Genomic DNA, 17,148 nt, shown 5'->3' on the forward strand with positions numbered 1-17,148 from the left:
CAACAACCGCCAGCTATTATGTCGTCAGGGCGAACCAATACGCCCTCGTGCACTCTTAACTGAGCTCAAGCGGTGAATGGAGGCACCTCGCTATCTCGACAGGGAACACCGCAGGCGCCCCAGGCGTCATAGTGGCCAGGCGTGTCTGCCTTAACGTGACGCATGAAGACTCGAACTTACAATGACGATCAAGCCTCTGCGCCTTGTGCAACGACTGAAACGCTATTCATACATCCTGTTGCCGCTCTTGTTGGTTGGCGGCGCTATCGATCTGAGCCTGGAGTCACGGATCAGCAACGCCGACCAGGTTGACGGCGTGCAAACCCTGGTCTTCCTGCGCCACGGTGAAAAACCCGCCGGTGGCCTGGGCCAGCTCAATTGCCAGGGCCTCAACCGGGCGATGAACCTGGCCACGGTTTTGCCAGAGAAGTTCGGCAAGGCCAATTTCGTGTTCGCCGCCAACCCGACACGCAATGTGGAGGAAGGCGAACTAGACAATTCCTACAGCTATATTCGCCCGCTGATGACCATCAGCCCCAGCGCGATCAAGCTCGGCCTGCCGGTGAACATCAAGTTTTCCGCGAATGACACCAGTGCCCTCGCCGACGAGCTGGTGGAAGACAAGTACCACAATTCCATCATCTACACCGCCTGGTCCCACGGCTATCTGCCGGAGCTGATCAACAAGGTGGCGAGCGAAGCGTCCGGCGAAAAACACACCATCACCGACGACTGGTCCGGCAGCGACTACGACACGCTGTATGTGCTGACGCTGACCTGGCACAACGGCAAAGCCTCGTTGCTGAGCCGCAACTATAAACAGGGCCTGAACAACGGCGAAGAAACCTGCCCTGAACCTACCCAGGTGAGCGCCGAGAGCTGAGGGCGTATGATGCGCCGCTATTGACTCACCTGCGGATCATCACCATGCCCAACCTCGCCTCCACCCAGCCCAACCGGGGCTGGTCGTTCTGGTGGAAACCAGCGCTGTTCCTGCTGGTCGCCTGCGTCGGCCTCTACTACGTGAAGTGGTCGCCTTACTACCTCAAGGCCTTCGTCGCCGCCGATAACCACAGCATTGGCGCCTCGATTCTCAACGATCAGCAAAGCTCGCCCCTGGCGGCCGCGCTGGCGTACGCCCAGGTGTACTTCCTGGCGATCTGGAAAGCCGCTGTGCTGGCGGTGATCCTGGGCTCCCTCCTGCAAGTGCTGATCCCCCGCGACTGGCTGCTGCGCCTGTTCGGCCGCGCCGGGCTGGGGTCGACCCTGCGGGGCGGGCTGTTCGCCCTGCCGGGGATGATGTGCAGTTGCTGCGCGGCACCGGTCGCGGCCGGCATGCGTCGGCAGCAGGTCTCGGTGGGCGCGGCACTCGCGTTCTGGATCGCCAACCCCGTGCTGAACCCGGCGACGCTGGTGTTCATGGGCTTCGTGCTGGGGTGGGGCTTCACCGCATTGCGGCTGGTGGCGGGCATTGTGCTGGTGGTGGGCGTGTCCCTGATCGCGCAACGTATCGCCCGCCCGGACCAGGTGCCGGAAGCGGCTCTGGGCGCGGTGGCCGAGGTCAGTGTGGTTGAGTCCCAGCCGTTCCTGGGCCGTTGGCTGCGGACCCTGTGGCAGTTGTTCTGGAGCACGATCCCGGTGTACATCCTGGCCGTGCTGATCCTGGGTGCCGCGCGCGTCTGGCTGTTCCCCCATGTCGACGGCGCCATGGCCAACAGCCTGGCATGGCTGGTGCCTCTGGCGATTGTCGGCACGTTGTTCGTGATTCCCACCGCTGCCGAAATCCCCATCGTACAAACCATGATGACCCTGGGCATGGGCACCGGCCCGGCCGTGGCCTTGCTGATGACCCTGCCGAGTGTGAGCCTGCCGTCGCTGCTGATGCTGCGCAAGGACTTCGATGCGCGGGTGCTGGTGACGGTGGCGGGGTTGACGATGCTGGTTGGGGTGGTGTGTGGGTTGATCGGCGCGGCTATCCTCTGATCGGCGCGCGTGCGCGCAAATATTCCACCACGGCGCCCTGCTCCCCTGCGAACTCGATCCGTGCGCCTTTGTTTTCGCGCTGGAAGGCGTACATCGGGTCGTAATACTCGCGCAGAAGCCCTTCGATCCAGGCGCGATGCAGGTCCACATCACCGCTGCGCGCCTGCTCCGCCAGGGCCGCCTGCAAGATCGCCTGCAACCGCTGGAAGCGTTCGCCGCCCAGGCGTTTATGGATATTGCCCAGGCTCTGGGTCAGGCGCTCGGCAAACAGCGCCTGGCCGGTGTCGCCAAACACCGCGATAAATTCGGCGCACAGGTCCACCACATAGTCGCGCAGGATGCGCTCGACCCGCCCTTCTACGCTGTCCTGCAGCCACACCATCGGGAACGTCTGCATGCCCTTGTGCAACGCCAGCGGCAGCGCGCAACTGCCGATCATGCGGCTCTCATCCTCGACCACGAACTGCTCGATACCCGCAGCACGCTTTTTCAGCAGGTCCACGGCCAGGCGGTTTTCGAAGTCGATGTTGGACGGCTGCGCCGTGGCGCGTTTGCCGAAGCTGGAGCCGCGATGGTTGGCATGACCTTCCAGGTCCAGGGCATTGCGCAACTGGCCGAGCACCTCGGTCTTGCCGGTGCCAGTCATACCGCCCAGCAGCACGAAGTCACACTGCGTGGCGGCGTGCTCGACGGTCTCCAGCAAAAAGGTGCGCATGGCCTTGTAGCCGCCACCGACACGGGGATACTCGATGCCGGCTTCGGTCTTGAGCCATTGCTGCACGATCTGTGAACGCAGCCCGCCACGGAAACAGTAGAGGTAACCCTCGGGGTTGGCCTGGGCGAACCGCGCCCACTGCTCGATACGCTCGGCCTTGATAGCGCCGGACACCAGCTCATGCCCGAGCACGATGGCGGCCTGCTGGCCCTGCTGCTTGTAGCAGGTGCCGACGCGCTGGCGTTCGTCGTCGGTCATCAGCGGCAGGTTGATCACCCCCGGGAACGCGCCCTTGGTGAACTCGATCGGCGCGCGGGTATCCATCATTGGCCGATCATTGAGGAAAATGTCGCGGTAGTCGGTGATATCGGTTGCCATCAAATCACCTCAACCGCGTGGGTCTGTCGTTCGAGCAGCTCGCCGATAGGTTCCAGGACCAGGCCCAGTTCAGCCGCCATGCGGTGGAATTCGGCGTCGCCCTCGGGCGTGACGGCGATCAACAGGCCGCCGCTGGTCTGCGGGTCGCACAGTACGCGCTTGTGCAGCTCCTGCAGGCGTCCGAGCTTGCTCGAATAGCTGTCGAAGTTGCGCAAGGTGCCGCCGGGCATGCACCCCTGGTCCAGGTAGTCCTCGATCCCGGCCAGGCGTGGGACCTTGTTGTACTCGATGCGCGCCGTCAGGCCGCTGCCGTCAGCCATTTCCACCAGGTGGCCCAACAAGCCGAAACCGGTGACATCGGTCATTGCGGTCACCCCCGCCAACTTGCCGAAACGGCTGCCGGGCTTGTTCAGGGTGCACATCCAGTCCCGGGCCAGGCCGATATCCGCCTCGCGCAATTTGCCCTTCTTCTCGGCGGTGGTGAGGATGCCGATGCCGATGGGCTTGGTGAGATACAACCGGCAACCGGCGGTGGCTGTGTCGTTGCGCTTCATATGGCGCTTTTGCACGATGCCGGTCACGGCCAGGCCGAAGATCGGCTCCGGGGCGTCGATGGAATGCCCGCCCGCCAGAGGAATCCCGGCTGCGTCGCACACCGAGCGGCCGCCGCGGATCACTTCGCGGGCAATCTCCGGCGCCAGTACGTTCACCGGCCAGCCCAGAATGGCGATGGCCATCAGCGGATCGCCACCCATGGCGTAGATATCACTGATGGCATTGGTGGCAGCAATCCGGCCGAAATCGAAGGGATCATCGACAATCGGCATGAAAAAGTCGGTGGTGGAGACCACGCCGCGCTCGTCGTCGATGGCGTACACCGCCGCATCGTCACGCGAAGCGTTGCCCACCCACAGCTTGGGGTCGAGGTTCTGTGCGCCGCTGCCGGCAAGGATCACTTCCAGCACCTGGGGCGATATCTTGCAGCCACACCCCGCGCCGTGGCTGTACTGGGTAAGACGAATCGGCTCGTTCATGTAGGACCTCACGCTATCAAGTGCGCGAATTCTAACAGACAGCAAAAAGCCGGCTGGGCTCATCTGAGCGCAGCCGGCCGTTTGGTTTCAGCGGTTACTGCCGGGCAGCGAGCAAACGCTGGTGGCGGTTACGCCGGGCAATGTTCAAGCATTCGATAGCCGCCGAGAACGCCATGGCCGCATACACGTAGCCTTTCGGTACATGGGCGCCGAAGCCCTCGGCGATCAGGGTCATGCCGATCATGATCAGGAAGCCCAGGGCCAGCATCACCACGGTCGGGTTGTCGTTGATGAACTTGGCCAGCGGTTCGGCCGCCACCAGCATCACGATCACCGAGGTCACCACGGCAATGATCATGATCGGCAAGTGCTCGGTCATGCCCACGGCGGTGATGATGCTGTCGATGGAGAACACCAGGTCGAGCAACAGGATCTGCCCGATGGCCGCGGCAAAACCGATGGCCACCACGTTGCCAGCATTGGTTTCCTTCTCTTCGGGTTCCGGGTCCATGCTGTGATGGATTTCGGTGGTGGCCTTCCACACCAGGAACAGGCCACCGGCGATCAGGATCATGTCCTTCCACGAAAAGGCCTGGCCGAACACTTCGAACACCGGCGCCGTCAGCTGCACGATGAACGCGATGGTGCTGAGCAGGCCCAACCGCAACACCAACGCCATGCTGATACCGATGCGTCGCGCCTTGGCCCGATGCTTCTCCGGCAACTTGTTGGTGAGGATCGAGATGAAGATCAGGTTATCGATGCCCAGCACGATCTCCATCACGATCAGGGTTGCCAGGGCAATCCAGGCGGTGGGGCTGGCGGCCAGTTGTAAAAGGTAATCCATAGGTCAGTCCTGACGTTGAGCGGAAATTAGGCTTCTTTACTGTTCGATTCGGTTTCGTTCTCTTCCTGATCATCCTTTTTCTGCGGGTTGATCAGGCCGTTGGTCGCTTCACTCAATGCCTGTTCGGCAGCCTTGTGGGTGTCATCGATGGCTTGCTTGGCCGATTCGGTGGCCTTGCCCAGTACCTGCTGCGCGCTTTTCTCGACCTGATCGCAACCGCTGATCACTACCAATGAAAGCGCAAGCAAGGATGCCGCGCCCAGGGAATTGAGTTTCATGATGTCTTCCTCGTTAGAACCCTTGGGTCCAAATAGTGGCCCCGCGATAGCGACGCATTCTATGCAGGCAAACAGTTCAGGAAAATTCGTATTTTTCTCGCGTATACTTCGTTTTTTACGAAGTGAAGGCTGCCATGCTCAATTACCGACAACTGCACTACTTCTGGGTGGTGGCCAAGACCGGCAGCATCGTGCGTGCGTGCGAGCAGTTGAACCTCACGCCCCAGACCATCAGCGGGCAGATCAGCCTGCTCGAGCAAACCTTCGGTATCGCGCTGTTTCAGCGCGTCGGCCGCCAACTGGAACTGACCGAAGCCGGGCGCCAGGCCCTGCCCTATGCCGAGCAGATGTTCCAGACCGGTAATGAACTGGAGGCCATGCTGCGCGCGCAGCCCGACGAACAGCAGATCCTGTTCCGCGTCGGCGTGGCGGACGTGGTGCCCAAGTCCATCGTCTACCGGCTGATCGCACCGACCATGGAGTTGAGCGAGCCGATCCGCATCACCTGCCGTGAGGACAAACTCGAACGCCTGCTCGCCGACCTGGCGATCCAGCGCCTTGACCTGGTGATTTCCGACAGCCCCATGCCCACTCACCTGGACATCAAAGGCTACAGCCAGAAGTTGGGCGAATGCGGCATCAGTTTTTTCGCCACCCAGGTGTTGGCTGACGAACACCGAGGGGATTTCCCACAGTGCCTGCACGGCGCGCCGCTGTTGATTCCGGGCGCGGAAACCGTGGTACGCAGCCGTTTGCAGCGCTGGTTTGCCGAACAACAGATTCAACCGAAGATCATCGGCGAGTTCGACGACAGCGCCTTGATGCAGGCATTCGGCCAATCCGGCAGCGGGATCTTTATCGCCCCCAGCGTGATTGCCGACGAGGTGGTGCGCCAGTACGGCGTGGCGCTGATTGGCCAGACCGTGGCCGTGACCGAATCGTTCTACGCGATCTCGGTGGAGCGCAAGGTCAAGCACCCCGGCATCGTGGCGATTACCGAAGGCGCCCGGCGCGAGCTGTTCACCACCCTGCCCTGACGGCTCAGGCGCCGGAGGCGAGCGGTTGCCTGGCGGTCATCAGCCACAACGCCAGCAGGATCGACACCAGGATAAACCCGGACGCCGCAAAGCCCAGGCTGCCCAGGCCGAGGGTGTCGATCACGTGCCCGCCAACCATGGCGCCCAGGCCGATGCCCAGGTTGGCCCCGGCGATGTTCAGCGACGCGGCAAACGCCGGCGCATGGGGTGCAGCCTTCATCAGGCGCACATGGCTGACCAGGAACATCGCCGCCTGGGTCACGCCCCACACGGCCATCGCCGCCGCCAGGCCGATGGTCGAATGAATCGCCGGGACCAGCGCCACCATGCCTGCGATCATGAAGCCGCAAAACACCATGGAGGCGATCAACGGGTGACGATCCACCGCACGCCCGCCCAGCGAATTGCCAATCAGACCGACCGCACCGAAGCCCATCAGGCACCAGCCCACCAGCGTACCGTCGAATCCGGCCAGGCGCTCGAGGATGTCCGCCAGGTAGGTGTAGGCGGTGAACATGCCGCTGAACACCAGGATCGACAGCAGGATATGCCCCTGCATCAGCGGGTTGCGCAGGATCTTGAACTGCGAGCGCAACGTCACTTCATCGTTCTTCGGTTGGGTCACCGGCAGGTAGATAAACAGCAGCAAAGCCTTGGCCAGCGCGATCACCGCGAGGATGGCAAACGCGCTGCGCCAGCCGAACATATCCGAAATCAGCGTGCCCACCGGAATGCCGAACACCGTGGCACAGACAATACCGAAGCCGATTTTTTCAATCGCTCGGCCAGCGAACTCAGGGCCGACGATGTCCACGGCGGTTTCACTGGCCAGGGCCCAGAACACTGGCAAACCCAGGGCCGGGATCAACCGTGCCAGCGCCATCACCCAGATATTCGGTGCCAGGGCCGCCACGGTATTGGCCACACCGAACAGGATCAGGATGCTGATAAACAGGCGCTTGCGTGGGAAACGTGCGCAATACGCCGTCAGAAACGGACCAAACGCCGCCACGGTAAATGCGAACAAGGTCACCAGCAGCCCGGCTTGGGACACAGTGACGTTCAAGTCGCGGGCGATGGACGGCAACAGGCCGACGATCACGAATTCTGTGGTCAGCACGGTAAAGCCGGCGGCCGACAGCAGGAGGATGGGAAACAACATGAAAACTCCAGAAACGACGACATCAACGACAGCCCGAAGGGCCCGCTGACAGAGAGGAAAGATGAGAGGACAGAATCTTAACAGAGTATGTCCGGATTTGGCCAAGGCCTGGGCAAGCGGGTGACGCAATGCCGCACCGCCAGGGACTTTTCCCACAGCATGCTAGACTTCGCGATCCGCGTCCTACAGCCCTTTCCGAGTCAGTAGCTGCGCCCTAAAAAAAACCAGAGACAAGTGTTTATGACTACTGCCCCCTCTCTCCTGCAACGACTGGCCCGCGTCAGCCTGGTCACGCAAATCGTCATCGGCCTGATCGCCGGCATCCTGTTGGCCTTGCTGTTGCCCGAGGCGGCCAAGGCTACCGGGTTCATCGGCAAGGTATTCGTCGCGGCACTCAAGGCCGTCGCACCGATCCTGGTGTTTGTGCTGGTGATGGCATCCATCGCCAACCATAAACATGGCCAGGAAACCCATATCAAGCCGATTCTGTTCCTGTACCTGCTGGGCACCTTTGCCGCCGCGGTGGTGGCGGTAGTTGCGAGCATGTGGTTCCCCTCTTCGCTGGTGCTGGCGACCCATGACGCAGCGGTGACCGCGCCCGGCGGTATCGGCGAAGTGTTGCAGAGCCTGTTGCTGAGCGTGGTGGACAACCCGATCAGCGCGCTGATGAATGCCAACTTCATCGGCATCCTGGCGTGGGCCATCGGCATGGGCATTGCCATTCGCCACGCCGCGCCGACCACGCGGGCGGTGCTGGAAGACCTGTCCAACGGCGTGACCCTGATCGTGCGTGTGGTGATCCGCTTTGCACCGCTGGGCATTTTCGGCCTGGTTGCCTCGACCCTGGCGACTTCCGGCTTCGGCGCCCTGCTCGGCTACGCCCACCTGCTGGTGGTGCTGATCGGCTGCATGCTGTTCGTGGCGCTGGTGATCAACCCGGCCATCGTGTTCTGGAAACTGCGCCGCAACCCGTACCCGCTGGTGCTGATGTGCCTGCGCGAAAGCGGCATCACCGCATTCTTCACTCGCAGTTCGGCAGCGAATATCCCGGTGAACCTCGCATTGAGCAAACGCCTGGGCCTGCATGAAGACACCTACTCGGTGTCGATCCCGCTCGGTGCCACCATCAACATGGCCGGCGCGGCGATCACCATCACCGTGCTGACCCTGGCCGCCGTGCATACCCTGGGCATTGCCGTCGACCTGCCCACTGCCGTGCTGCTCAGCGTGGTCGCGGCCATCTGTGCGTGCGGTGCTTCCGGCGTGGCCGGCGGTTCGTTGTTGCTGATTCCGCTGGCGTGCAGCCTGTTCGGCATTCCCAGTGAGATTGCGATGCAGGTGGTAGCAGTCGGTTTCATCATCGGTGTGTTGCAGGATTCGGCGGAAACCGCGCTTAACTCGTCCACCGATGTGTTGTTCACCGCCGCCGCGTGCCTGGGCAAGGAAGAACAGCCGGCTTAACAGTCGCGCACAAAAAAACCGGGACGGTTCCTTTAGGAATCGTCCCGGTTTTTTTATGCGTGCTTAGAAAGCGCCCATGTAATCGCGCTTGCCCACTTCCACGCCGTTATGGCGCACCAGCGCGTAAGCGGTGGTGACGTGGAAGAAGAACTGCGGCAGGCCGTAGGTCAGCAGGTAGGACTGGCCGCTGAAGCGTTTCTCTTTCGGCGTGCCAGGGCGAGTGACGATCTCGATGCCTTCATTGCCGTCGATCTGCTCCGGGGTGATGGTGTCGACAAAGGCCAAAACCTTGGCGATCAGCGCTTGCAGGTCGGCGAAGGTCACTTCGCTGTCTTCGTACTTAGGCACTTCGATCTCGGCCAGGCGCGCGGAAACCCCCTTGGCGAAGTCGACGGCGATCTGCACCTGGCGCACCAGTTGGAACATGTCCGGAAACAGGCGCGCTTGCAGCAAGGCGTTCGGTTCGATGTTCTTGGCGCTGGCGTGGGCTTCGGCCTTGGTCAACACACCGCTCAGGGCGGTGAGCATTTGCTTGAAGACCGGGATGGAGGCGGCGTACAGGGAAATAGTCATGGCAGTCTCATGGTTATGGCACGGTTTGAACCAGCGGCGATTATAGACATGCCGGGCGCTTGTCTTTTAATTTTTCAGGATTACGCTAAGGACCTCCACTGCATAGGGAACGCGCGATGACCGCCGAGCACGACACCGACACCCCTGAGCCGCGCCTGAACAGCACGGAAATCCGCATCCTGGGCTGCCTCATCGAAAAACAGGCGACCAACCCGGAAACCTACCCCTTGACCCTCAACGCCCTGGTGCTGGCCTGCAACCAGAAGACCAGCCGCGAGCCGGTCATGAACCTGAGCCCGGGCCAGGTCGGCCAGAGCCTGCGCGCACTCGAAGGCCAGGGTTTCACCCGCCTGGTGATGGGCAGCCGCGCCGACCGCTGGGAACACCGCGTGGACAAGGCGCTGGAACTGGTGCCGGCCCAGGTGATCCTGACCGGGCTGCTGTTTCTACGCGGGCCGCAGACTGTCAATGAGTTGCTGACCCGCAGCGGGCGCATGCACGATTTCGAAGATGCCGAGCAGGTCGTGCACCAGCTGGAACGCCTGATTGCGCGGGGGCTGGCGTTGCTGGTGCCGCGCCAGGCCGGCCAGCGCGAAGATCGTTATACCCATGCATTGGGCGATCCGCAGGATATCGAGGCGATTATCGCGGCGCGAGGCAATTCGATGGAGCGCGGGGGTGTCAGTGGCGTGTCTGTCGAACGCATCGAAGAACTCGAAGCGCGCATTGCACTGTTGGAAGAACGGCTGGCCAAATTGGAACCGCTGTAACGCGGAAAAAATGTGGGAGGGGGCTTGCCCCCGATGACGGTGTGCCAGTCAATAATTTCATTGTTGAGCTACCGCTATCGGGGGCAAGCCCCCTCCCACATATGATATTCAGGGTTCTTCAGGTTCGGGCGAACGCCACGGCTTTGGCGAACTGCTCCGGCGTCGGTCGCACCCCGGTATAGAGCACAAACTGCTCAAGCGCCTGGATCGCAATCACTTCGAGCCCGGTAATCACGCGTTTACCCTTGGCACGTCCACGCACGATCAACGGCGTTTCAGCGGGGATCGCCACCACGTCGAAGATCGTCTCGGCAACATCCACCGCTTCGGCATCGAAGGCCAACGCATCTGCCTCAGGCCCTCCCGCCATGCCGATGGGCGTCACGTTGATCAGCATCTGTGGGCGCAGGTCGCCCAGTTCGGCCAGCCATTCATACCCCAGGTTCTGCGCCAGCGCCCGGCCCGCTGGCTCGTTGCGCGCCACGATCACGCCCTTGGCGTAGCCGCCATCGCGCAAGGCACTGGCCACAGCCTTGGCCATGCCGCCGCTGCCACGCAGGGCAAAGGTCGATTCCTTTGGCACCGCGTGCTTCTTGAGTAACTGCTCGATTGCGATGTAGTCGGTGTTGTAGGCCTTGAGGTGCCCATCGGTGTTGACGATGGTGTTCAGGGAGTCGATGGCTTGAACCGAATCGTCGAGCTCGTCCACCAAGGCAATGGCGGCTTCCTTGAACGGCATGGAAACCCCGCAACCGCGTACCCCCAGCGCCCGGATACCACCGATCGCGCCGGGCAAATCCCGGCTGCTGAAGGCTTTATAGTAGAAGTTCAGGCCCAGCTGTTCGTACAGATGGTTATGAAAACGCAGGCCGAAATTCCCGGGGCGCGCCGACAGCGACATGCACAGTTGGGTGTCCTTGTTGGGGTGCATCTGCATGGGTAACTCCTTTGAGTAAGCAAATCGGTACAGACCTTACACAACCTTTACCTAGCGGCTGTGCTGTTTTTCAGAAATACGTTGTCTTAAAAGTATCCCCGCGACATTACTTGAGTCTATTGATTGCAGACCACAAGCGCTGGGGCTAACCGAGGAATGACCATGATTCGTACAATCCCCAAGATCGCCTTGCTGGTTGGCGCACTCGCGATGGCAGGCCAAGCCTCCGCCCACGGTGGTGGTTGGGGTGGCCCGGCTGTATTGGGTGCTTTAGTCGGCGCTGCAGTCGTGGGCTCCGTGGTTGCCAGCCAGCCGCGTGAGGTCTATGTGCAGCAGCCGGTGTATGTGCAACCGCAGCCGGTATATGCCGCTCCGCCGCCGGTTTATTACGCACCGCCACCGCCGGTGTATGTGCAGCAACAGGTTTACTACCGCCCGGCGCCGGTCTATTACGGCCCACCGCGTGGCTATTACGGGCCACCCCGCGGCTACTACGGCCCTCCCCACGGTTACTACGGTCGCGGCTGGTAACCGCACCGTCTGAAACAGGCCTCGCGTGATCGCGGGGCCTTTTTTTGCCTGGAAAGTCCGGATTCAGGGCGTCAAGGTCGCTCTGAGGACAATGCCCGGCGCGCAATCGCACATCATCAACACCAATGTCTACTTGCCCGAACAGGCCTTGCGCTGTCATGTTTGTGTCACGAAACACTTCCACTATCGAGACTGTCCACCCAATAACAACAAGGACGACTGACCATGCCCACGCAAAACCCGCACCGCGCCGCCGGCCTCTGTACATCCAGCAAGGTCTACAGCGCCCTCACGGAACTCAAGCACCTGGAAGGCCACCGCAGCGCCAAGTTCCTCGCGTTGCTCGCGGAAAACCTGGTGCGCAAGGGGCTGCTCAGTGAGCAGGAAGTGGTGAACATGCTCGATCAGGTCGTGGACTGACGCCTCGCGTCGATGTCGACTATCGAGACGGGTGATTTTTCCTGCGCCAGCCCGCCCCGTAAAGTGACCCCCATAGCGATTGGAGGTCTTTATGCCCACTGTACAAATCATGTCCGTCATCGGCAGCGCCGTCCCCGCCCCGCTTCGCAAGTCGGGTCTTCTCGCCTGCTGGTACCTGGTACGCGATGGTGAAGCCATCAGCGGCCCACTGACATCCCTGTCGGATGCCGAAAAACAACTGCAACACGTATCGAACTTCAGGCTCCACGCCTGAGGTCAGGGCAATGGCAGTTTGACTCGCGGCTTGCTCTCCACAAACAACGCCCAGCTGGACATGAACAGCGCCGCCACCAGCGGCCCGATCACAAAACCATTGAGGCCAAACACCGACAGACCGCCCAGGGTCGAGATCAGGATCAGGTAGTCCGGCATCTTGGTGTCCTTGCCCACCAGGATCGGGCGCAGCACATTGTCCACCAAGCCAATCACAAACACGCCGAACAGCCCCAGCACCACGCCCTGCCAGATCGCACCGCTCAGCAGGAAGTAAACGGCCACCGGCCCCCACACAATCCCGGCGCCCACGGCCGGCAGCAACGACAGAAACGCCATCAGCACCGCCCAGAGCAACGCACTGGGAATGTCCAGGAACCAGAAGATCAGCCCGCCCAGCGCACCCTGGGTTACCGCCACCAGCACATTGCCCTTGACCGTGGCGCGCACCACCCGGTTGAACTTGAGCTGCAACCGCCGCTTCTGCGGCTCGGCCAGCGGCACCGCCGTACGCACCTTGCGCACCAGCTCCGGGCCGTCGCGCAGCAGGAAGAACAGCAAGTACAGCATGATGAAAAAGCTCACCAGGAAATCAAACGTGCCCTGGCCGAAGCTGAACGCCTGGGTCGCAAAGAACTGGCTGCCCTGCATCGCGCTCTTGACGATCTTCTCGCGCAAACCCTCCAGGTTGCCCATGCCGAAACGGTCCAACAGGTGCTGGAAATACGGCGGCAGCACGTTCTTGAATTGCTCGATGTACCCCGCCACATCCAGCTTGCCGCTCTCGACATTCTTGTAGAGCGTCGCGCCCTCTTGCACCAGCAAGGCACTGGTGATGATCACCGGCAGGATCGCGATGACCAGGCAGGCGCTCAAGGTCGCCAGGGAAGTGAAATTGCGGTTCCAGCCAAAGCGCTGCTGCAGGCGGCGCTGCATCGGGGCAAAGATGATGCCGAGGATCACCGCCCAGAACACGGCGCCGTAGAACGGCAGCAATATCCAGATAAACGCGACGGTCACCAGGCCCAGCAACAACAGCAGGGTCTTGAATTGCAGGTTGGTTTGATTCATGTCCGGTCCATGTCAGAAAAGCACAGGGCCGGTATAGGCCCTGTTGCTTAGTCCGCAGCGATTCCTGGGAGTGCCGTTGGTTATCGAACAAGCGTAGACCCTATCACTGCGTGGCCTTGGCCTCATTCAACAACGTCTGGATCATCTGCTCCTGGGCCTCGTACCGGCCTTCACCAAAATGCGTGTCGCGCACCTGCCCGTTGGCATCGATCAGGTAATGGGCGGGCCAGTACTGGTTATCGAAGCGGCGCCAGATCGCGTAGTTGTTGTCGATCGCCACCGGGTACGTAATACCCAACTTGCGCACCTGCTCCTTGACGTTGCCGATGATGCGCTCGTAGCCGTATTCCGGAGTGTGCACGCCGATCACCACCAGGCCGTCCTGCGCGTACTTTTTCGCCCAGGCCTTCACGTACGGCAGGGTGTGCTGGCAGTTGATGCAGTCGTAGGTCCAGAAATCCACCAGCACCACCTTGCCTTTCAAGGATTCGCGAGTCAGTTCAGGTGAATTGAGCCACTCGACCGCGCCGCCCAGCGACGGCATGGCACCCCGTGCATTGTCCTGCGGGTCGGCCTTGACCTTGCTCACCACGTAATCCACCACCTTGGGCACGTTTTCCAGCAGCCCTTTTTCCAGGCTGCTGACGCCTTCGGACGAAGTGCCGGCGAGCAGGGTCTTGTCAGCACCGGTAGAAATCACCACGGCCGCGGCCAGTACCGCCACCCCTGCCCCACGGCGCAGCCAACCGGTCAGCGGAATGGAGGCCTTGAGTCGATTGACCAGGCCGCGCCCGGCAACGATCAGGGTGCCCAGGGACAGCGCACTACCCAGCCCGTAGGCCAGCAGCAACAGACTGGTCTGCGCATTGGCGCCTTGCAGCATCGCACCGGTCAGGATCACACCCAGGATCGGCCCGGCGCACGGTGCCCATAGCAGGCCTGTGGCGACACCGATCATGAGCGACTTGAGCGGACCGGACAGCGCACGGCTGTCAGGATCGATACGGTTGCCCAACAACACGAACGGCCGCGCCAGCCAGCCACCGACCCGCGCCGAGATCAGCGACAGCGCAAACAGCCCCATCACGATCAGCGCCACATGACGGCCGGTGTTATTGGCCTGTATCACCCACTCCGAGCTGACCACCGCCAGGCTGGAAACCAGCGCGAAGGTCAGCACCATGCCGCCGAGGGTCAACAGGATCGAACGACGACTGCGGTCGACACCGGCGAACAGAAACGGCACCACTGGCAGGATGCAAGGGCTGAGGACGGTCAGGATGCCGCCCAGGAATGCGACGAAGAGCATGGTGATCACCTTATGGATACGGGAAGCCCATTAAGACCGGATGAGGTATCGCGCCTGTGTCGGAAAACCGTGCGGATAAATCGATACGTATCCACAGCCCCCGTCGATACACAGCGATACAAAAATGCGCAAAGCACGATCTGGATCAATGAACCGCCCTCGCCGCTCGGCTACCTTCGCGACCTTTTGCGACCCGTGCCCATGCCTCCCATCCTCGCCCCCGAACTGCTCGCCCCTGCCGGCACCTTGAAAAACATGCGCTACGCCTTCGCCTATGGCGCCGATGCGGTGTATGCCGGCCAACCGCGCTACAGCCTGCGGGTACGCAACAACGAGTTCGACCACGCCAACCTGGCCCTCGGCATCCAGGAAGCCCATGCCCTGGGCAAGCGTTTCTACGTGGTGGTGAACATTGCGCCGCACAACGCCAAGTTGAAGACCTTCCTCAAGGACCTCGCCCCGGTGATCGCCATGGGTCCGGATGCGCTGATCATGTCTGATCCCGGGCTGATCATGCTGGTGCGCCGGCACTTCCCGCAGATGCCCATCCACCTGTCGGTGCAGGCCAATACGGTGAACTGGGCCAGCGTCGAGTTCTGGCAGCAGCAAGGGATCTGCCGGGTGATCCTGTCGCGGGAGTTGTCCCTGGAAGAAATCGATGAAATCCGCCAACAGGTGCCGGCCATGGAGCTGGAAGTGTTTGTGCACGGCGCCCTGTGCATGGCCTATTCCGGGCGCTGCCTGCTCTCGGGCTACATGAACAAGCGTGATGCCAACCAGGGCACCTGCACCAATGCGTGTCGCTGGAAATACCAGGCGACCCCGGCGGTGGAAAACGCCACCGGCGATATCGTCCAGCACTGCGAGCCGACCCTGGGCATTGGCGCACCGACCGACCAGGTGTTTCTGTTGCAGGAAGCCAACCGCCCCGATGAACAGATGCCGGCCTTCGAAGACGAACACGGCACCTACATCATGAACGCCAAGGACCTGCGCGCGGTGCAGCACGTGGAACGCCTGACCCACATGGGCGTGCACTCGCTGAAGATCGAGGGCCGCACCAAGTCGCACTTCTATTGCGCGCGCACCACCCAGGTGTATCGCCAGGCCATCGACGATGCGGTGGCCGGTCGTGTCTTCGACCGCAGCCTGATGATCAACCTCGAATCCCTGGCCCAGCGCGGCTACACCGAAGGGTTCCTGCGCCGGCATGTGCACGATGAGTACCAGAACTACCAGAACGGCAGCTCGGTGTCGGAGCGCCAGCAGTTCGTCGGCGAACTGACCGGCGAGCGCCGGGGCGAACTGGCCGAGATCAAGGTGAAGAACCGCTTCGCCGTGGGCAATCACCTGGAATTGATGACCCCCGCCGGCAACTTCCACTTCGACCTGGCCACCCTGCACAACGCCAAGGGCGACGCCATCGAGGTCGCGCCGGGAGATGGGCACACGGTGTATCTGCCACTCCCGGCGGCGATGGACCTGCGCTTCGGCTTGCTGATGCGCGACCTCTAGCGCATCGCCGCCCAGCCCCTCAGCGCTAGATCCTGAACTGGCCGACCAGCTGCCCCAGGCGCTGGCCCAGGTCCGCGAGGCTGCGGGAGGTCTGGGCGCCCAGCTGGGTCTCGTCGGCCACGCTGTCCACCGCCACGGCAATCTGATGCACGCTGCGGTTGATCTCTTCGGCGACGGCAGTCTGCTCTTCGGCGGCGCTGGCGATCTGGGCGTTCATCGAATTGATGGTGCCGATCAACTGCGCCATGGTGTCCAGGGACGCGCCGGCTTGGTTGGCCTGGGCCGAGGTGCCGTCGCCAGCGTCGCTGGAGCGGCGCATGGCGTCCACCGCGGCTTCGGTGCCTTTTTGCAGGCGGTCGATCATGCCCTGGATTTCCTGGGTGCTGGTCTGGGTACGGCTGGCCAGGGCGCGCACTTCGTCGGCGACCACCGCAAACCCACGGCCGGCCTCCCCGGCCCGTGCGGCTTCAATTGCGGCGTTGAGCGCGAGCAGGTTGGTCTGTTCGGCGATGGAGCGGATCACGCTGAGCACACTGACGATGGAGGCCACGTCCTGCTGCAGGCTGTCGAGGGACACGCCGCTGCTGCGGATGTCGTTCACCAGCGCATGGATCTGCGCGATGCTGCCGTCCACCACGCGCTTGGCGGCCTGGCCTTCGGCGTCGGTCTGCTGGGCCGCGACCGACGCGCCCTGGGCACTGCGCGCCACTTCCTGGGCGGCCGAGGACATCTGGTTGATCGCCGTGGCAACCTGGTCGGTCTCATGGCGCTGGCGCTCCATGGCCTGTTCGGAGCGCTGGGCCTGCTCGGACACCTGGCTGACCAGGCCGGTGAGTTGGCCTGTCATCTCGGTG

The 17,148-nt window shown here is 62.2% G+C and carries 19 protein-coding genes; 9 read left to right on the forward strand and 10 right to left on the reverse strand.

The genetic code is table 11. The features are described from left to right. The first annotated feature begins 181 nt into the window (after positions 1–181). On the forward strand, positions 182–883 hold the full coding sequence (locus tag BFN10_RS10755; protein ID WP_071489668.1) for a histidine phosphatase family protein: 702 nt from the start codon (positions 182–184) through the stop codon (positions 881–883). A gap of 44 nt (positions 884–927) precedes the next feature. Continuing rightward, positions 928–1,983, forward strand: a complete 1,056-nt coding sequence (locus tag BFN10_RS10760; protein ID WP_071489749.1) for a permease — start codon at positions 928–930, stop codon at positions 1,981–1,983. Here BFN10_RS10760 and mnmH read toward each other — a convergent pair. The 4 genes from mnmH to BFN10_RS10780 form a co-directional block, all read right to left on the reverse strand. After that, positions 1,973–3,076 (reverse strand): tRNA 2-selenouridine(34) synthase MnmH, encoded by a 1,104-nt coding sequence (gene mnmH, locus BFN10_RS10765; protein ID WP_071489669.1) that lies wholly within the window; start codon positions 3,074–3,076, stop codon positions 1,973–1,975. The two genes, BFN10_RS10760 and mnmH, sit on opposite strands and share 11 nt — an antisense overlap. Next, positions 3,076–4,110, reverse strand: coding sequence for a selenide, water dikinase SelD (gene selD / locus BFN10_RS10770; protein ID WP_071489670.1), 1,035 nt, complete (start codon positions 4,108–4,110; stop codon positions 3,076–3,078). Before selD ends, mnmH begins: the two co-directional genes overlap by 1 nt. Before the next feature lie 94 nt (positions 4,111–4,204). Continuing rightward, the gene (locus tag BFN10_RS10775) at positions 4,205–4,957 is read right to left on the reverse strand and encodes a TerC family protein (RefSeq protein ID WP_058425591.1); all 753 of its coding nucleotides are present in this window, start codon (positions 4,955–4,957) and stop codon (positions 4,205–4,207) included. A gap of 26 nt (positions 4,958–4,983) precedes the next feature. Beyond that, complete coding sequence (locus BFN10_RS10780; protein ID WP_071489671.1) at positions 4,984–5,235, reverse strand: hypothetical protein; 252 nt, start codon at positions 5,233–5,235, stop codon at positions 4,984–4,986. A gap of 134 nt (positions 5,236–5,369) precedes the next feature. Between BFN10_RS10780 and nhaR the strand changes: the two genes are divergently transcribed. Continuing rightward, positions 5,370–6,272: a transcriptional activator NhaR gene (nhaR, locus tag BFN10_RS10785; RefSeq protein ID WP_071489672.1), complete on the forward strand. Its 903-nt coding sequence runs from the start codon at positions 5,370–5,372 to the stop codon at positions 6,270–6,272. Between the two features lie 4 nt (positions 6,273–6,276). Here nhaR and BFN10_RS10790 read toward each other — a convergent pair whose 3' ends face one another. Further along, positions 6,277–7,434 carry an MFS transporter gene (locus tag BFN10_RS10790; protein ID WP_071489673.1) on the reverse strand — a complete coding sequence of 386 codons (1,158 nt, stop codon included), beginning with the start codon at positions 7,432–7,434 and terminating at the stop codon, positions 6,277–6,279. Between the two features lie 240 nt (positions 7,435–7,674). Between BFN10_RS10790 and sstT the strand changes: the two genes are divergently transcribed. After that, positions 7,675–8,895 (forward strand): serine/threonine transporter SstT, encoded by a 1,221-nt coding sequence (gene sstT, locus BFN10_RS10795; protein WP_071489674.1) that lies wholly within the window; start codon positions 7,675–7,677, stop codon positions 8,893–8,895. A 63-nt stretch (positions 8,896–8,958) separates the two neighbouring features. Here the strand turns inward: sstT and BFN10_RS10800 are convergent, their stop codons facing one another. After that, on the reverse strand, positions 8,959–9,468 hold the full coding sequence (locus BFN10_RS10800) for a DUF1993 domain-containing protein (protein WP_071489675.1): 510 nt from the start codon (positions 9,466–9,468) through the stop codon (positions 8,959–8,961). A 116-nt stretch (positions 9,469–9,584) separates the two neighbouring features. Here BFN10_RS10800 and BFN10_RS10805 point away from each other — a divergent pair, with 116 nt between their 5' ends. Further along, a complete protein-coding gene (locus tag BFN10_RS10805; RefSeq protein ID WP_071489676.1) occupies positions 9,585–10,238 on the forward strand; it encodes a YceH family protein in 654 nt (217 codons plus the stop codon). Between the two features lie 118 nt (positions 10,239–10,356). On the opposite strand, the gene BFN10_RS10810 is transcribed toward BFN10_RS10805, so the two are convergent. Next, entirely contained in the window at positions 10,357–11,175 is an 819-nt protein-coding gene (locus BFN10_RS10810; protein WP_071489677.1) for a shikimate 5-dehydrogenase, read from the reverse strand. Between the two features lie 156 nt (positions 11,176–11,331). Here BFN10_RS10810 and BFN10_RS10815 point away from each other — a divergent pair, with 156 nt between their 5' ends. From BFN10_RS10815 to BFN10_RS10825, 3 genes are all read left to right on the forward strand, one after another. Further along, on the forward strand, positions 11,332–11,706 hold the full coding sequence (locus tag BFN10_RS10815; protein ID WP_016980060.1) for a hypothetical protein: 375 nt from the start codon (positions 11,332–11,334) through the stop codon (positions 11,704–11,706). 225 nt (positions 11,707–11,931) lie between these two features. Continuing rightward, the gene (locus BFN10_RS10820) at positions 11,932–12,126 is read left to right on the forward strand and encodes a hypothetical protein (RefSeq protein WP_071489678.1); all 195 of its coding nucleotides are present in this window, start codon (positions 11,932–11,934) and stop codon (positions 12,124–12,126) included. A 91-nt stretch (positions 12,127–12,217) separates the two neighbouring features. Next, on the forward strand, positions 12,218–12,400 hold the full coding sequence (locus tag BFN10_RS10825; protein ID WP_071489679.1) for a hypothetical protein: 183 nt from the start codon (positions 12,218–12,220) through the stop codon (positions 12,398–12,400). A 2-nt stretch (positions 12,401–12,402) separates the two neighbouring features. On the opposite strand, the gene BFN10_RS10830 is transcribed toward BFN10_RS10825, so the two are convergent. After that, positions 12,403–13,470, reverse strand: coding sequence for an AI-2E family transporter (locus tag BFN10_RS10830; protein ID WP_071489680.1), 1,068 nt, complete (start codon positions 13,468–13,470; stop codon positions 12,403–12,405). Between the two features lie 103 nt (positions 13,471–13,573). Next, positions 13,574–14,779: a cytochrome c biogenesis protein DipZ gene (locus BFN10_RS10835; protein ID WP_071489681.1), complete on the reverse strand. Its 1,206-nt coding sequence runs from the start codon at positions 14,777–14,779 to the stop codon at positions 13,574–13,576. A 201-nt stretch (positions 14,780–14,980) separates the two neighbouring features. Between BFN10_RS10835 and trhP the strand changes: the two genes are divergently transcribed. After that, positions 14,981–16,294 (forward strand): prephenate-dependent tRNA uridine(34) hydroxylase TrhP, encoded by a 1,314-nt coding sequence (gene trhP, locus BFN10_RS10840; protein WP_071489682.1) that lies wholly within the window; start codon positions 14,981–14,983, stop codon positions 16,292–16,294. Positions 16,295–16,319: 25 nt separating this feature from the next. On the opposite strand, the gene BFN10_RS30125 is transcribed toward trhP, so the two are convergent. Continuing rightward, entirely contained in the window at positions 16,320–17,141 is an 822-nt protein-coding gene (locus BFN10_RS30125) for a methyl-accepting chemotaxis protein (RefSeq protein ID WP_371914412.1), read from the reverse strand. Positions 17,142–17,148: the final 7 nt, after the last annotated feature.

It is taken from the genome of Pseudomonas extremorientalis (assembly GCF_001870465.1).
Lineage (GTDB): Bacteria > Pseudomonadota > Gammaproteobacteria > Pseudomonadales > Pseudomonadaceae > Aquipseudomonas > Aquipseudomonas extremorientalis.

Bases quoted from the DNA above. Each gene is read 5' to 3' on its own strand.
- BFN10_RS10755 (WP_071489668.1), top strand. From the start codon at position 182: ATGACGATCAAGCCTCTGCGCCTTGTGCAACGACTGAAACGCTATTCA.
- BFN10_RS10760 (WP_071489749.1), top strand. From the start codon at position 928: ATGCCCAACCTCGCCTCCACCCAGCCCAACCGGGGCTGGTCGTTCTGG.
- mnmH (WP_071489669.1), bottom strand. From the start codon at position 3,076: ATGGCAACCGATATCACCGACTACCGCGACATTTTCCTCAATGATCGG.
- selD (WP_071489670.1), bottom strand. From the start codon at position 4,110: ATGAACGAGCCGATTCGTCTTACCCAGTACAGCCACGGCGCGGGGTGT.
- BFN10_RS10775 (WP_058425591.1), bottom strand. From the start codon at position 4,957: ATGGATTACCTTTTACAACTGGCCGCCAGCCCCACCGCCTGGATTGCC.
- BFN10_RS10780 (WP_071489671.1), bottom strand. From the start codon at position 5,235: ATGAAACTCAATTCCCTGGGCGCGGCATCCTTGCTTGCGCTTTCATTG.
- nhaR (WP_071489672.1), top strand. From the start codon at position 5,370: ATGCTCAATTACCGACAACTGCACTACTTCTGGGTGGTGGCCAAGACC.
- BFN10_RS10790 (WP_071489673.1), bottom strand. From the start codon at position 7,434: ATGTTGTTTCCCATCCTCCTGCTGTCGGCCGCCGGCTTTACCGTGCTG.
- sstT (WP_071489674.1), top strand. From the start codon at position 7,675: ATGACTACTGCCCCCTCTCTCCTGCAACGACTGGCCCGCGTCAGCCTG.
- BFN10_RS10800 (WP_071489675.1), bottom strand. From the start codon at position 9,468: ATGACTATTTCCCTGTACGCCGCCTCCATCCCGGTCTTCAAGCAAATG.
- BFN10_RS10805 (WP_071489676.1), top strand. From the start codon at position 9,585: ATGACCGCCGAGCACGACACCGACACCCCTGAGCCGCGCCTGAACAGC.
- BFN10_RS10810 (WP_071489677.1), bottom strand. From the start codon at position 11,175: ATGCAGATGCACCCCAACAAGGACACCCAACTGTGCATGTCGCTGTCG.
- BFN10_RS10815 (WP_016980060.1), top strand. From the start codon at position 11,332: ATGACCATGATTCGTACAATCCCCAAGATCGCCTTGCTGGTTGGCGCA.
- BFN10_RS10820 (WP_071489678.1), top strand. From the start codon at position 11,932: ATGCCCACGCAAAACCCGCACCGCGCCGCCGGCCTCTGTACATCCAGC.
- BFN10_RS10825 (WP_071489679.1), top strand. From the start codon at position 12,218: ATGCCCACTGTACAAATCATGTCCGTCATCGGCAGCGCCGTCCCCGCC.
- BFN10_RS10830 (WP_071489680.1), bottom strand. From the start codon at position 13,470: ATGAATCAAACCAACCTGCAATTCAAGACCCTGCTGTTGTTGCTGGGC.
- BFN10_RS10835 (WP_071489681.1), bottom strand. From the start codon at position 14,779: ATGCTCTTCGTCGCATTCCTGGGCGGCATCCTGACCGTCCTCAGCCCT.
- trhP (WP_071489682.1), top strand. From the start codon at position 14,981: ATGCCTCCCATCCTCGCCCCCGAACTGCTCGCCCCTGCCGGCACCTTG.
- BFN10_RS30125 (WP_371914412.1), bottom strand. From the start codon at position 17,141: ATGACAGGCCAACTCACCGGCCTGGTCAGCCAGGTGTCCGAGCAGGCC.